Source organism: Gryllotalpicola sp. CP2-P1 (genome assembly GCF_057512245.1).
In genome coordinates this window covers 1-14,263 of the sequence record NZ_JBLRDT010000059.1, presented here as the reverse complement: position 1 = coordinate 14,263, position 14,263 = coordinate 1, and the positions used below count along the sequence as shown (strand labels likewise).

13 protein-coding genes are annotated in these 14,263 nt (G+C 70.2%); 7 read left to right on the top strand and 6 right to left on the bottom strand.

Annotated features, from left to right (window positions below):
* On the top strand, positions 1 to 635 hold a 635-nt coding region (locus ACM2XV_RS06720; RefSeq protein ID WP_487026365.1), incomplete at its 5' end, for an SDR family NAD(P)-dependent oxidoreductase.
* A gap of 7 nt (positions 636 to 642) precedes the next feature.
* Here ACM2XV_RS06720 and ACM2XV_RS06715 read toward each other — a convergent pair.
* The gene (locus ACM2XV_RS06715; protein ID WP_487026364.1) at positions 643 to 1,701 is read right to left on the bottom strand and encodes a LacI family DNA-binding transcriptional regulator; all 1,059 of its coding nucleotides are present in this window, start codon (positions 1,699 to 1,701) and stop codon (positions 643 to 645) included.
* Between the two features lie 133 nt (positions 1,702 to 1,834).
* Here ACM2XV_RS06715 and ACM2XV_RS06710 point away from each other — a divergent pair, with 133 nt between their 5' ends.
* Positions 1,835 to 2,698, top strand: a complete 864-nt coding sequence (locus ACM2XV_RS06710; protein WP_487026363.1) for an SMP-30/gluconolactonase/LRE family protein — start codon at positions 1,835 to 1,837, stop codon at positions 2,696 to 2,698.
* A gap of 9 nt (positions 2,699 to 2,707) precedes the next feature.
* Here the strand turns inward: ACM2XV_RS06710 and ACM2XV_RS06705 are convergent, their stop codons facing one another.
* The 5 genes from ACM2XV_RS06705 to ACM2XV_RS06685 all read right to left on the bottom strand — a co-directional run bounded on the left by ACM2XV_RS06705 (position 2,708) and on the right by ACM2XV_RS06685 (position 9,056).
* Positions 2,708 to 3,571 carry a fumarylacetoacetate hydrolase family protein gene (locus ACM2XV_RS06705; protein WP_487026362.1) on the bottom strand — a complete coding sequence of 288 codons (864 nt, stop codon included), beginning with the start codon at positions 3,569 to 3,571 and terminating at the stop codon, positions 2,708 to 2,710.
* Positions 3,571 to 5,283 (bottom strand): IlvD/Edd family dehydratase, encoded by a 1,713-nt coding sequence (locus ACM2XV_RS06700; RefSeq protein ID WP_344778461.1) that lies wholly within the window; start codon positions 5,281 to 5,283, stop codon positions 3,571 to 3,573. Before ACM2XV_RS06700 ends, ACM2XV_RS06705 begins: the two co-directional genes overlap by 1 nt.
* A gap of 84 nt (positions 5,284 to 5,367) precedes the next feature.
* Positions 5,368 to 6,501 (bottom strand): zinc-binding dehydrogenase, encoded by a 1,134-nt coding sequence (locus ACM2XV_RS06695; RefSeq protein ID WP_487026361.1) that lies wholly within the window; start codon positions 6,499 to 6,501, stop codon positions 5,368 to 5,370.
* Positions 6,498 to 7,982, bottom strand: coding sequence for a glycoside hydrolase family 5 protein (locus ACM2XV_RS06690; protein ID WP_487026360.1), 1,485 nt, complete (start codon positions 7,980 to 7,982; stop codon positions 6,498 to 6,500). The genes ACM2XV_RS06695 and ACM2XV_RS06690 overlap by 4 nt, the downstream gene beginning before the upstream one ends.
* A gap of 63 nt (positions 7,983 to 8,045) precedes the next feature.
* The gene (locus tag ACM2XV_RS06685; protein ID WP_487026366.1) at positions 8,046 to 9,056 is read right to left on the bottom strand and encodes a LacI family DNA-binding transcriptional regulator; all 1,011 of its coding nucleotides are present in this window, start codon (positions 9,054 to 9,056) and stop codon (positions 8,046 to 8,048) included.
* Positions 9,057 to 9,255: 199 nt separating this feature from the next.
* Between ACM2XV_RS06685 and ACM2XV_RS06680 the strand changes: the two genes are divergently transcribed.
* From ACM2XV_RS06680 to ACM2XV_RS06660, 5 genes are all read left to right on the top strand, one after another.
* Complete coding sequence (locus ACM2XV_RS06680) at positions 9,256 to 10,488, top strand: sugar ABC transporter substrate-binding protein (protein WP_344778456.1); 1,233 nt, start codon at positions 9,256 to 9,258, stop codon at positions 10,486 to 10,488.
* Entirely contained in the window at positions 10,485 to 11,450 is a 966-nt protein-coding gene (locus ACM2XV_RS06675; protein WP_487026359.1) for a carbohydrate ABC transporter permease, read from the top strand. The genes ACM2XV_RS06680 and ACM2XV_RS06675 overlap by 4 nt, the downstream gene beginning before the upstream one ends.
* Positions 11,447 to 12,298: a carbohydrate ABC transporter permease gene (locus ACM2XV_RS06670; protein WP_344778454.1), complete on the top strand. Its 852-nt coding sequence runs from the start codon at positions 11,447 to 11,449 to the stop codon at positions 12,296 to 12,298. The genes ACM2XV_RS06675 and ACM2XV_RS06670 overlap by 4 nt, the downstream gene beginning before the upstream one ends.
* 41 nt (positions 12,299 to 12,339) lie before the next feature.
* Complete coding sequence (locus ACM2XV_RS06665) at positions 12,340 to 13,146, top strand: ThuA domain-containing protein (protein ID WP_344778452.1); 807 nt, start codon at positions 12,340 to 12,342, stop codon at positions 13,144 to 13,146.
* On the top strand, positions 13,143 to 14,263 hold a 1,121-nt coding region (locus tag ACM2XV_RS06660; protein ID WP_487026358.1), incomplete at its 3' end, for a Gfo/Idh/MocA family protein. The genes ACM2XV_RS06665 and ACM2XV_RS06660, both read left to right, overlap by 4 nt.

Genomic DNA, 14,263 nt, shown 5'->3' with positions numbered 1-14,263 from the left:
ACGCGGATGCCGGCGCGGCGCTCGCCGCCGAGGTCGCAGCCCGAGGCCGGCCTGAGCCGCTGTTCCTCGAGGTCGACGTGACCGACGTGCCCGCGCTGCAAAGCGCCATCGCGCAGGCATCCGCCCGCCTCGGCCCGATCACGGTCCTCGTCAACAACGCCGCGAACGACACGCGCCGCGCCGTCGACGACATCGACGTCGCCGGGTGGGACGAGGGCATCGCTGTCAACGTGCGCCATCACTTCTTCGCCGCGCAGGCGGTCCGTCCCATGATGCGCGCCGCGGGCGGCGGCTCGATCGTGAACCTGGGCTCGATCAGCGCGCACATCGACCTCGTCGAGCTGCCGGTCTACATCACGGCGAAGGCGGGCATCGAGGGGCTGACCCGCACCCTGGCGCGCGAGTTCGGTGCTGACGGCATTCGCGTGAACTGCATCATTCCCGGGTGGGTCATGACGCCGCGGCAGCTCGAGAACTGGGTCGGCGACGCCGAGCGGGCGAAGATCATGGCCGCGCAGTGCCTGCCCGAGCTGCTGTACCCGGCCGATGTGGCCCGCCTGCTGCTGTGGCTCGCGGCAGACGACTCGCACATGTGCACCGCGCAGAGCTGGGTGGTCGACGGCGGCTGGATGTGAGGCCGCGCTACGAGGCGCGCCGCGGGGGAGCCGTGCTCGCGCGCACGACGAGCTCCGTCGGCAGATCGACGTGCCGGAACGAGAGCCCGGGCTGCTCACGTGACCGTTCGACGAGCGTCATCGCCGCTTCGGCCATCTGCGCGATCGGCACGTGCACGGAGGTCATGGCCGGGCTCGCCCACTGCGAGACCGAGAGGTCGCCGTAGCCGATCACGGAGAGATCGCCGGGGATGTCGAGACCGAGCGAGCGTGCGGCGTCGTAGACGCCGAGGGCCTGCAGATCGCTCGAGGCGAAGACGGCGGTCGGGCGCTCCTCGAGCTCGAGCAGCGCGCGCCCCTGCGCGTAGCCGTCGGCGTGGACGAAGCGACCGGGCTTGATCCACTCCGGGCGCACGGGGATGCCGGCCGTCTCGAGCGCCGTGCGGTAGCCGGCGAGGCGCGAGGCCGCCGCCTGCATGCCCTCTGGCCCCTTGATGATCGCGATCCTCGTGTGGCCCAGCTCCTGCAGGTGACGGGTGGCGAGGAAGCCGCCGTTCCAATCAGCGGAGCCGATGGATGAGGCATCCGCCGCCGGCGGCCCGAACGGGTTGATCGCGACCACCGGGATGTCGCGGCTGCGCAGCCGCGTCTTGATGCGGGGGCTCAGCTCGGACAGGAGCAGGATGACGCCGAGCGAGTCGCGGTGGAGCACGCCGTCGACCCAGCCCGCAGGCGGGCCGTAGTCGTCTTCCGCCCCCGAGATCACGAGGCCCCGGCCGGCACGCCGCACGACGCGCTCGAGAGCGGCGGTCATGGCGGCGCTGAACGGGCTGGCGATGTCGAAGCACAGCACGTCGATCACGGGCGCCGGCCGGTGGGCGGTCGTCCGCCGGCTGTAGCCGCGGGCGTCGAGCAGCGCGTCGATGCGGTCGCGGGTCTCGTCGGAGACGCCGTCGCGCCCGTTCAGCACCTTCGAGACCGTCGCGACCGAGACGCTGGCGAGCGCCGCGATGTCGGCGAGGGTGGCACGGGTGGCGCGCGGGGCGGGCGCTGCAGAGGTCGGGTCCTCGGCAAGCTCATTCGTCACCCTGGCAGATTATCTGTGGAACCGCGCAATTCGGGGACAGGGCGGTCTGTGCATCGGCTCTCGCGTGTCGCGTTCCCGCGGCGGTGTGCTGCGGCGCTTTCCGTGGCGGGCGCTCTGCAATAGCGTCGATCTCATGAAGGCGCAGCAGCTGACGGCCCCGGTGACGTATCACGGCGAGGGGCCCTGCTGGGATCCGGTGGGCGAGCGGATGCTGCTCGTCGACATGCTGGCCGGCGCGGTCGTCGACCTCTCATCGCTCACCTCGCCGGCGCGCTACGACGTCGGCTCGCCGGTCGCGGCCGTCGTACGACCGCGGCGCAGCGACGGGTTCATCGTGGCGACCGAGCACGGCTTCTCGCTGTTCGACTCGGGGTTCCGGCGGGAGCGCGAACTGACGCAGGTGCTCGACGACCCCGCGATCCGACTGAACGAGGGCGGCTGCGACCCGGTGGGGCGCTTCTTCTGCGGGGGAATGGCGTATGAGCAGACGCCCGGCGCGGCGGCTCTGTTCCGGCTCGAACCCGATGGCACCGCGTCCGTCGCCCTCGACGACATCACCATCTCCAACGGGCTGCAGTGGAGCCTCGACGGTGAGCGCGCCTACTACATCGACACGCCGACGAAGCGCATCGACGTCTTCGACTACGACGCCGCCGAGGGCACGCTGCACGAACGTCGCCCGCTCGCCGACGTCAGCGACCTCGAGGGCGGCCCCGACGGCATGACGATCGACGCAGAAGGCGGGCTGTGGGTCGCGTTCTACAACGGCGGCGCGGTGCGCCGCTTCGACCCGGCGAGCGGCGCGATCACCGAGCTGATCGAGATTCCGGGGGTCCGGCAGATCACGGCGCCGGCCTTCGGCGGGGCATCCCTCGACACCCTCTACATCACGACCTCGCGCGAGAACCTGCCCGACGACGCCCAGCCCGCCGCGGGCGCGGTGTTCGCCGTGCAGCCCGGTGTGCAGGGGGTGCCGCTGCCGGCGTTCGCGGGCTGACGGGCCGCGCTATTCGGCCACCGGGGTGCGGCCCACCGTCACGACGGGGTTCGTCAGTCGGCCGATGCCGGCAATCTCGATGGTGACCTCATCGCCGTCGCGCAGGGTGAACTCGCTGGGGGGAACGAGACCCGTTCCCGTCAGCACGACGACGCCGTCGGGGAACTCGAGACCGCGGAAGAGCCAGTCGGCAAGGTCCTCCAGGCGCCGCGCCAGCTGGTCGGTCGACGTGACCTCGTCGTACACCGTGCTGCCGTCGCGCTCGATGAGCAGGCGGATGTCGAACGGGGGAGTCGCGAGCCAGGCGGGGACGATCTCGGGGCCGAGCGCGCAACCGGCCGTGAACACCTTCGCCTGCGGCAGGTAGAGCAGGTTCTCGCCCTCGATCGAGCGGCTCGACGAGTCGTTGCCCGGCACGTAGCCGAAGATCTCGCCCGCGGCGTCGACGACGATGCCGAGCTCGGACTCCGGCACGTCCCAGGTGGAATCCGCGCGCTTGCCCACCGGCTCGCCGTCGCCGACCACGCGCACGCCCGTCGACTTGAAGAACAGCTCGGGGCGCTGCGCCCCATAGACCTTGTCGTAGGGGGTGCCGTCGCTCGCCTCTTCGATGCGCCCGTCGCGGCTGCGCAGGTACGTCACGCCGGCCGCCCACACCTCATGCTGCGGGTCGATCGGAGCCAGCACACGAGCGGGCCGGATGCCTGCGCCGGCGGCCCCTTCGACGCGTTCGCGCGCCTCGGCGGCGGGCAGCCGCAGCAGCTCGGCGAGGCTCATGCCGAGAGGGGTATATTCCTCGCCGCGGCGCACGGCCCACAGGACGTCGCCGTCGACCTCGACGCGGGCGAGGGCGGTATCGGGGCGGTTGCTCATCAGTGCGACTCCCTCGTCACGATCGATCCGCTCGACCCCACGAGGAAGTCGAGGTCGGCACCCGTGTCGGCGCCCTGGACGTGTTCGATGTACAGCTTCTGCCAGCCGCGGTCGGCCTTCGCGAACGACGACACCTCGCGGAACGCGGGCTTGCGCGCCGCGAGCTCCTCCTCGGGCACCAGCAGCTCGAGCTTCCGGTTCGGCACATCGAGCGAGATCAGGTCACCGTCCTGCACGAGGGCGAGCACGCTGCCCGGCGAGGCGGCCTCGGGGGCGACGTGCAGCACCACGGTGCCGTATGCCGTTCCCGACATACGACCGTCGGAGATGCGGACCATGTCGCGGACGCCCTGCTTGAGCAGCTTCGGCGGCAGAGGCGTGTTGGCGACCTCGGGCATACCGGGGTAGCCCTTCGGCCCGCAGCCGCGCAGCACGAGCACCGAGTCGGCGTCGACGTCGAGCTCGGGGTCGTCGATGCGGGCGTGGAAGTCCTCGATGGAGTCGAAGACGACGGCCCGGCCCGTGTGGGTGAGCAGCTCGGGACTCGCCGCCGACGGCTTGATGACGGCGCCGCGCGGCGCGAGGTTGCCGCGCAGCACGGCGATGCCCGCCTCGTCCTGCAGGGGGTTCTCGCGCAGTGAGATCACGTCACGGTCCCACACGGGGTGCTCGCCGAGGAAGGAGATGAGCGGCGCGCCGACCACGGTCTGCGCGGCGGGGTCGAGCAGGTCGGTGAGCTGGTCGAGCACGGCCAGCACGCCGCCGGCGCGGAACAGGTCCTCCATCAGGTAGCTGCCCGAGGGCTGCAGATTCACGAGCAGCGGGACCTTCCCGCCGATGCGGTCGAAGTCCTCGAGGGTGAGGTCGATGCCCAGGCGGCCGGCGATGGCGAGCAGGTGCACGACCGCGTTCGTCGAGCCGCCGATCGCGGCGAGGGTGACGATCGCGTTGTGGAACGACTCCTTCGTGATGACCTGCGAGATGCGCCGGTCCTCGAGAGCCAGCTCGACCGCGAGCCGGCCCGAGGCGTGCGCCGCCTCGAGCAGACGGCTGTCGGGCGCGGGCGTGCCGGCGACACCCGGAATCGTCATGCCCAGCGCCTCGGCCATGATGCCCATCGTCGAGGCGGTGCCCATGGTGTTGCAGTGGCCCTTCGAGCGCACCATCTGCTTGTCGAACCGCTCGAACTCCTGCTCGGAGAGGTTGCCGGCGCGCACCTCTTCCGACAGGGCCCAGACGCCGGTGCCGCACCCGGAGCGCTCGCCGCGGAAGTAGCCGTTCAGCATGGGGCCGCCCGGCACGACGACGGCGGGCAGATCGACCGACGCGGCGCCCATCAGCAGCGCGGGAATCGTCTTGTCGCAGCCGCCGAGCAGCACCGCCGCGTCGATGGGGTTCGCCCGCAGCATCTCCTCGATCGTCATCGCCGCCATGTTCCGCCACAGCATCGCGGTCGGCTTCACGAGCGTCTCGCCGAGCGACGTCACGGGCAGGTTGACCGGCACGCCGCCCGCCTCCCAGACGCCCTGCTTGACGTACTCGGCGACCTCGTTCAGGTGCGCATTGCACGGCGTCAGGTCGCTCGCGGTGTTGGCGATCGCGATCTGCGGGCGGCCGTCGAAGGCGTGGTCAGGGACCCCGCGCCGCATCCACGCGCGGTGGATGAACGGGTCCCGCCCCGTGCCGCCGTACCAGTCCTGACTGCGCATCATCGCGCCCTCCTTCGGGTCAAGGTCCATCTTGTCTGATGATCGATTCGAAACTCGCCACGGGCGCGCCTCAGCGCTCCGGCGAGGTCACGGCACGAGGATGCCGCGGCCGACCGCGCCCGAGACGAGGTGCTCGTACGCCGCCGCCACCTCGTCGAGCGGCAGTCGCTCGCCGAGGAGCCGGTCGATCGGCAGCCGGCCCGCGAGATAGAGCTGGAAGATGCGCGGCAGGTCGATGAGCGGATTGCTCGACCCGTAGAGCGAGCCGATCACGCGCTTCTGCCGCTGCACGAGCTGGTTGAGTGGCACCGCGAACTCCGTGTCGGCGGAACCGAGGCCGACCGCGACCACGGCACCGCCTGCCGCCGTGCAGTCGAGCGCCTGGCGCAGCGTCGCGGGTCGCCCGATGGCCTCGATCGCCCAGTCGACGCCGCGGCCACCGGTGGCGGCGAGCACCGCCGCCGTGGCATCCGTCTCACGCCCGTTGATGGCGATCGCCGCTCCCAGTTCGCGCGCGAGCTCGAGCTTGCGGTCGTCCACATCGACGACGATCACGGGGTGCGCACCGGTCAGTGCCGCGCCCATCACCGCCGAGAGCCCGACGCCGCCCGCGCCGATCACGAGCAGCGGCCGGCCCGCGGCGAACTCGACGACGTTCAGCACCGCTCCGACCCCGGTGATGACGGCACACGCGGAGATCGCCGCGACCTCCGGCGGCACCCCGTCGGGCACGACGACCGCCGCGTTCTCGTTCACGACGACCTTCTCGGCGAAGCAGGACACGCCCATGAGGTGGTGCAGCGCCGTGCCGTCGGCCGCGCCGCCTGAGTCCACGGGAAGCGAGAGCCGCGAGGTGCCGTCGGGCAGGCCGCCCGTCGCCGCCTGCACCTTGCCGAGCTCGCAGAGAACCGGGTTGCCTGACACGCAGGCCTCGCAGACGCCGCAGCGCGGGCGCCACAGCAGCGCCACGCGGTCGCCCACCCTGATGCGGCCGGATGCCCGCGGCCCCAGTTCCTCGACGATGCCGGCCCCCTCGTGGCCGAGCACGAGCGGCAGCGGCGCCGTGAGGTCGCCGGTCATGTAGTGGTAGTCGCTGTGGCACACGCCTGCCGCCTCGATGCGCACGACGATCTCGCCGTCGCGGGGTGCAGCGAGCTCGACCTGCTCGATCGCAGGGGGCCGGCCGGGGGCGCGCAGCACGGCGGCGCGGATCGCGGTCATGCGCGCGCGGCCGAGGACGGTTCGCGGTCGCCGCCGGCGACGAGCTGGTCGCGCAGCGACTCGCGCACGACGCACTGCTCGAACGCGAACGAGTCGGCGAGGGCGTCCAGCTCGTCGTCGCTCAGCCCGCGGAACAGCTCCGCGTACTCCTCGGCGAGCGGCTGCGCGAACAGCAGGTTGTTGAGCACGGTGGAGACGGTGTCGAAGCGCCCCCACGGGTACGGGTTCCAGTTCGGGAACTCGCGCGCCACGAGAGCCTGAACGGCCTCGCTGACCTCGCGCACGCCCTCGCCGCCGAGCCGGTCGCTGCCCCACTGGTCGGCGGCGAGCCGGTTCTTCTTGGCTACGAACGCGTCGAAGCGCTGCCGATACGGTGACTCGGGCGCGACCGAGACGAGCCCCTGGCGGCCGAGGTCCTTGTACATCCAGCTCGTCCAGCTGACGTCGAACTCGCGATAGAGGTCGAGCTGATCGGCGAGGATGCGGCGGCGCATGGCATCCACGTGCTCGTCGCCCGTGTAGATCGGCGCGAACTCGCCGACCATGATGGGCGTGCCGCTCGCGCGGGCGTACGCGGAGCGCTGCAGGAACTTGCGGCGCGCGTAGTCGCGGTCGATGTAGACGCCGTCGGTCTCGCCCGGGTAATCGCCCCCGCGGCCGAGGCCGGAGGCGACGTAGTCGTGCACCGAGTAGACCGTGTTCGGCCAGGGGTTGGCGGGGTCGAACATGTCGAACTCGGTGGAGTAGGTGTTGCCGTCGAGGAACACCGTGTGGTCGGGGTCGATCTCGCGCACGGCGTCGAACAGCCGCCGATAGAGGGGGCCGACGACGCGCCGGGTCTCATCGGCGGGCTCGTTCATGAGGTTGTAGCCGGCCACCCAGGTGTTGCCCTTGTAGTGCTCGGCGATCGCCTTCCAGATGTTCACGACCCTGTCCTGGAAGTGCGGGTGGCGCCACAGCTGCGCCTGATGGGTGTCGTTGTCGGAATGCCAGTGGTGGTTCTGGCTGCCGGGCAAGGCGTGCAGGTCGATGAGCGAGTACACGCCATGGCGGCCGGATGCCTCGATGGCGCGGTCGAGGTGCTCGAACGCCGTCGGCAGGATCTCGAAGGGGCGGTCATCGGACTCGAAGTGGTGGTAGTTGACCGGAATGCGGATCAGCGTCATGCCGAGGGAGCCGAGGAAGGCGGCATCCGCCTCGCCGTAGAAAGCGGTGAGCAGCCGCTCGAAGAACCGTGCCGCGCGGTCTGCGCCGATGACGGCGGCGACCTTCTCGCGCATGAGGGTCTCGTTGGCGGCGTAGCCCGTGATGAAGTTCTCCATGTTGAGCCAGCCGCCGACGCAGACGCCCGTGAAGCGGATCGGCTCGCCGTAGCCGTCGAGCAGGCGTGCTCCCTCGGTGCGGACGTAGTGGGGCGGCCTCGCCGGGGAGTGCGCGCTGGACATACCGATGACCTCGCTGTCATGTACGGAACGAAACATTTCGCGATTCCTTGGTGGAGTTTTCGCGAATGCTCTCAGGCTAGGAATCGGTGCGGTGCGGTGTCAAGCGCGCGCGGGTGCCGGCCCCATGGAAGCGCCCGGGTGCAGCGCGCACGGCACGAGCACCTGCGTCGCCGGCCCGTCGCGGCCCTCGAGTCGCGCGATGAGCGCCTCGGCCGCGGCTCGGCCGAGCACGTGGCCCGGCGCCTCGTAGGTGCTGAGCGGCGGCTGCGACAGCGCGGCGAGCGACGCGGTGGTGCCGATCGTGACGATCGAGAGGTCGCGCGGGACCTCGATGCCGCGCCGCGGCAGGGCGCTGAGCAGGGCCAGGCTGGCGGCGTCGTGCATCGAGACGATCGCGGTCGTCTGCGGCGCCCTGCTCGCCAGCTCGGCCGGCAGCGCGGAGATGGAGCCCGAGTCGTGGGTGACGTGGAAGACCGTTCCCGCGAGCCCGCGGGCGGCCACCGCCTCGCGGAAGGCCTGCTCGGTGCGGATGGGCGGCGCGTAGCCGGCCAGCGATGTTCCGCGCAGGTCTTCCAGCACGAGCGCGAGATCGCGGTGGCCGAGCTTCGCGAGCTCATCGACCGCCGTCTGAGTCGTGCGCTCGAAGTCGATGTCGACGTAGTCGATGCCGGCGAGCTCGCGCGTGCGGCCGATCAGGACGAACGGCGCCTGCGCCTCGCGCAGGCGGCTGACCCGCTCGTCGTCGAGCTGCACCTCCATCAGCAGGACCCCGTCGGCGAAACCCGCCTCGATCAGCGATGCGATCTCGGTCGTGACGTTGTCGCTGTGCAGCGGCCACAGCACGAGGTTGTACCCGCGCTCCTCGGCGGCGGTCGCGGCCGACTCCACGAAGGCGTGGTTGTTGCGGTGATCGAGCATGGGGTAGATCAGCGCGAGGATGCGCGACTTGCGGCTCGCGAGCGCGCGTGCCGCGCGGTTGCGCCGGTAGCCGAGCTCGTCGATCACCTGCAGCACGCGCTCGCGGGTCTCGGGGGTCACGGGCTTGGTGTTGTTGACCACGAACGACACGGTCGAGATCGACACCTTCGCGCGATCGGCGACCTGCTGCATCGTGACCACGGTGGCGCCCTTTCTCTCGCGAGAGCTGAGTGCCGCAAGTATCGCATCGACATCGCGACATTGTGGTAAAGCGCTTGACTTCGGCCACGTGATCTGGTCAGACTGCCGTGCAGGTCAAGCGCTTGACTCGATTCGGCTCGGGCGCCGGGCCCTGTTGCTCGACCCTCTTGTGACGCAAAGGAGCTCACTCGTGAAGAAATCGCGCACCCTCGTGGCGATCGCCGCAGCATCGGCCGTCGCGCTCACCCTCGCCGCCTGCTCGTCGGGCTCGTCCGCCAGCGCAGGCGGCAAGCAGACGCTGACGGTCGAGGACTACTACTCGTCGGACCCGAGCATGAGCGGTTACAACGCCGTCTACAAGGAATGCGCGGCGTCCATCGGGGCGAAGGTCAACCCCGTGCACATCGCCGGGGCATCCCTCATCCAGAAGGTGCTGCAGCAGGCATCCTCTCGGACCCTGCCCGACGTCCTCATGCTCGACAACCCCGACGTTCAGCAGATCGCCGCGACCGGCGCGCTCGCCCCGCTCAAGAACTTCGGCGTCTCGGCGCCCAAGGGCGACGTTCCCGGCGTGATCAAGGCGGGCACCTACAAGGGCGAGCTCTACGGCCTCGCGCCCGTGATCAACTCGATCGCGCTCTACTACAACGTCGACATGCTGAAGGCCGCGGGTGTGACCCCGCCGAAGACGTGGGACGAGCTGCAGGCCGCCGCGAAGAAGCTCACCGACCCGAGCAAGGGCGTCTACGGCTTCGCGATGAGCAACATCAACACCTACGAGGGCACCTGGCAGTTCCTGCCGTTCCTGTGGACGAACGGCGGTGACGAGAAGAACATCGACACTCCTGAGGCGGCGCAGGCGCTGCAGCTCGACGTCGACCTGCAGAACGACGGCTCGATGTCGAAGAGCTCGGTGAACTGGTCGCAGCAGGACGTCAACAACCAGTTCGTCGCGGGCAAGGCGGCCATGATGATCAACGGCCCGTGGCAGCTGCCCGTGCTGAACGCGAAGAAGGGGCTCAACTTCGCGAGCGTTCCGATTCCGACCCGCACGTCGTCGCAGACCGTCGTCTCCCCGCTCGGCGGCGAGACCTTCAACGTTCCCCAGACCGGCGACAAGGCCAAGATGGCCCTCGCCGGAAAGTTCGTCGCGTGCCTGAACAAGCCGGCGACCCAGCTCAAGATCGCCAAAATCTCGGGCAACGTCCCCTCCGACCAGGACTCGGCCGCCACGTGGGCGACGTCGCACCCGCAGGTGCAGGCGTTCACCGAGACCGTGAAGACGGCGCGGGCGCGCACCGGTGAGCTCGGGCCGAAGTGGCCCACCGCGGCGACGGCGATCTACACGGCCGTGCAGCTCGCACTCACGGGCAAGGCGAGCCCCGAGGACGCGCTGAAGCAGGGGCAGGCGCAGAACAAGTGACGACCTCAGTGGATGCCGGGCGCGCGCACAGCGCCGCCCCGCCGGCCCGCCGCGCCCGACCGGGCACCGAGCCGCGCAGGAAGGCGCACCCCGCCCGCTACCTCACACGCTGGTTCTTCGTCGCGCCCGCGATCCTGTTCGTGCTGGTGTTCTTCGGCTACCCCATCGTGCAGAACGTGGTCATGTCGCTGCAGAACTACACGACCACCACGTTCTACACGGGCGAGGCGCCGTGGGTCGGGTTCAAGAACTACACGACGGTGTTCACGAACCCCGTCTTCGGAACGGCCGTGGTGAACACCGTGCTGTTCACGATCGGTTCGATCGTGCTGCAGTTCGGCATCGGGCTCGGCCTCGCGCTGTTCTTCAAGCGGCACTTCCCGCTGAGCGGGTTCCTGCGCTCGCTGCTGCTGCTGCCCTGGCTGCTGCCGCTCATCGCGTCGGCGGCCGTGTGGAAGTGGATCCTCGATCAGGGCAGCGGCGCGCTCAACGGGTTCCTCGGCCTGTTCGGCGTCGACCCGGTGCCGTGGCTCGTCAGCCCGAGCCTCGCGCTCATCGCCGTCATCGGCGTGAACATCTGGCTCGGCATCCCGTTCAACACGACCATCCTCTACACCGGCCTGCAGGCCGTGCCCGAGGAGCTCTACGAGGCCGCCTCGCTCGACGGCGCCGTGGGGTGGCGCGCCTTCTGGCACATCACCTGGCCCAGCATCCGCTCGGTCGTCAGCGTCGTGATCGTGCTCGGCGTCGTCTACACGCTGAAGGTCGTCGACATCATCCTCGGCCTGACGGGCGGGGGCCCGGCGAACTCGACGCAGACGCTCGCGACCTGGGCCTACCAGAACTCGTTCGTGAAGTTCGCGTTCGGGCAGGGCGCCGCGATCAGCAACGTGCTGATCGTCGTCTCGCTGCTGTTCTCGGCCGTCTATCTGTACATGAACCGCAAGGGAGTCGACGAATGAGCGAGACGCGCGCGCTGCGGCTCGCGGGGGTGCCGAACCGCGCCCCCGCCCGGAAGTGGCCGATGACGGTGCTCGGCATCGTCTTCCTCGGCATCATGGTGTTCCCCGTCTATTGGATGATCAACAGCAGCCTGCAGGCCAACTCCGGGGCGGCGAGCACCGACTGGTTCCCGATCCACCCCACGATCGCCGGCTACGTCACGGCCATCCACCAGCAGGGCGGCAACCTCGTCACGAGCCTCGTGATCGCGATCAGCGCGGTGGTGCTCACCCTCGTGGTCGCCACGCCCGCGGCATACGGCCTCGCCCGCTTCAAGATGCGGGGCATGACCGCGTTCGTGCTCGTGCTGCTGATCACCCAGATGATCCCGACGATCGTGATCGCCAACGCGCTCTACACGCTGTTCAACGACTGGGGCCTGCTGAACTCGTACCTCGGCCTGATCCTCGCCGACAGCGCGCTGCAGATCCCCTTCGCGATCATCCTGATGCGGGCGTTCATGGCGTCGATTCCGCAGAGCCTGGTCGAGGCGGCTCTCGTCGACGGCGCGAACAACTTCCGGGCGTTCACCGCGATCGTCGTGCCCATCAGCAAGAACGCGATCATCACGGCCGCGCTCTTCACCTTCCTCGGCGCGTGGGGCGACTTCCTGCTCGCGCTGACCCTGACGAGCACCCCGGCCGTGCGCCCCATCACCCTCGGCATCTACAACTACATCGGCGCCAACGTCACGCAGTGGGGGCCCGTCATGGCGACCGCCGTGATCGCCTCCATCCCGGCCGGCGTGCTGCTCATCATCGCGCAGAAGTACATCGCGGCCGGCGCCCTGGGCGGAGCGATCAAGTGACGACGGACGCCTCGGCGAAAGACCACTCAGAAGGAGAATCCATGAACGCCATCCCCACCACCTCCACCCGCCCGCTGCGTGTCGTCGTCTGGGGCGAGAACCGGCACGAGCAGGTCGAGCCGCACGTCGCCGAGCTCTACCCCGACGGCATGCACAACGCCATCAAGGCGGGCATCGAAGAGAACCTCGGCGAGGGCGCCGTCGTCACGACCGCCCTGCTCGACGACCCCGAGCACGGCCTCACCGAAGAGCGCCTCGCCGAGACCGACGTGCTGACCTGGTGGGGCCACGCGGCACACGGGGAGGTCTCGGACGAGGTGGTCGAGCGGGTGCACCGCCACGTGCTCGAGGGCATGGGGCTCGTCGTGCTGCACTCCGGCCACTGGTCGAAGATCTTCCAGAAGCTGATGGGCACGACCTGCACCCTGCGCTGGCGCAGCGAGAACGACCGCGAGCTCGTCTGGACGGTCGACCCCACCCACCCCATCGCGCAGGGGGTGCCGCACCCGATCGAGATCCCCCAGCAGGAGATGTACGGCGAGCAGTTCGATGTTCCCAAGCCCGACGAGATCGTCTTCATCTCGTCGTTCTCGGGCGGCGAGGTGTTCCGCAGCGGCATCACCTATCGCCGCGGCAACGGCAAGATCTTCTATTTCAGCCCGGGCGACCAGGACTTCCCCGTGTATCACCACAAGGACGTGCGACGCGTCATCGCGAACGGCGTGAAGTGGGCGGCCTCCGACCGGCCGGCCCGCGCGCTGCCCACCCTGCTGCGCTACGAGACCGGCGACTTCTTCAACGGGCGCGGCTACCAGGGCGCCATGAGCAACCACGCGGACGCCGAATGAGCCGGTTCGCGACCGTCGACGCCGCCGGCCCGCTGCGGGTCGTCCTCGTCGGCGCGGGGAACATGGGGCGCCACTGGCTGGACGTCATCGCCGAGACGCCCGAGGTCGAGCTCGTCGGGCTCGTCGACCTCGATCTGCCGCTCGCGCGGCGCGCGCTCGCGGAGCGGGGGCTGAGCGTGGCGGTGGGCGATTCGCTGACGCAGGTGGCGGGGGATGCCGGCGCGCAGGCCGTCATCGACGTGACCGTGCCGCCCGCCCACCACGCCGTGAACACCGAGGCGCTGTTCGCGGGGCTGCCGGTGCTGTGCGAGAAGCCGATCGCGCCGACCGTCGCGCAGAGTCTCTCGCTGGCCGCCGCGGCCGAGGCATCCGGCCAGCTGCTCATGACGAGCCAGTCGCGGCGCTACTACGCGGCGCTCGCCGAGCTGAAGGACGCGCTCGGCGCGCTCGGCCCCATCGGCATCGTCACCACCGAGTTCTTCAAGGCGCCGCACTTCGGCGGGTTCCGCGACGAGATGGCGCACCCGCTGCTGGTCGACATGGCGATCCACGCCTTCGACGTGTCGCGCTACCTGCTCGACGCCGAGCCGGTGTCGGTCGACTGCCGCACCTTCAACCCGAGCTGGAGCTGGTACCGCGGCGACGCGGCGGCGACCGCGGTGTTCGAGTTCGAGGGCGGCACCAGGTACACCTTCACCGGCAGCTGGTGCAGCCCCGGTTTCGAGACCTCGTGGAACGGCAGCTGGCGCATCAGCGGGGCGGGCGGCACGGCGCTGTGGGACGGCGAGGGGCGCCCAGAGGTGGAGTACGTCGAGGGCGCAGGGCCGGGCGACGTCACGCGCGCGACCCTGCCCACTGCCGTTCGTCCCGAGATCGCCGGGGCGCTCGACGAGTTCGTCGATGCGCTGCGCACCGGGCTAACGCCCTCGGGCGACGTGCACGCGAACGTGTTCAGCCTCGCGATGGTCGAGGGCGCGGTGCGCTCGGCCGAGACCCTCGGCACCGTCAGCCTCGAGGCCGTGCTGGAAGACGGCTACCGCGACGCGCTCGCGAGCGAACGCCGCGAAGACGTGAGAGGTGTGCTCGAATCATGGGGGAGCGCGGCAGCGGGGCTGCG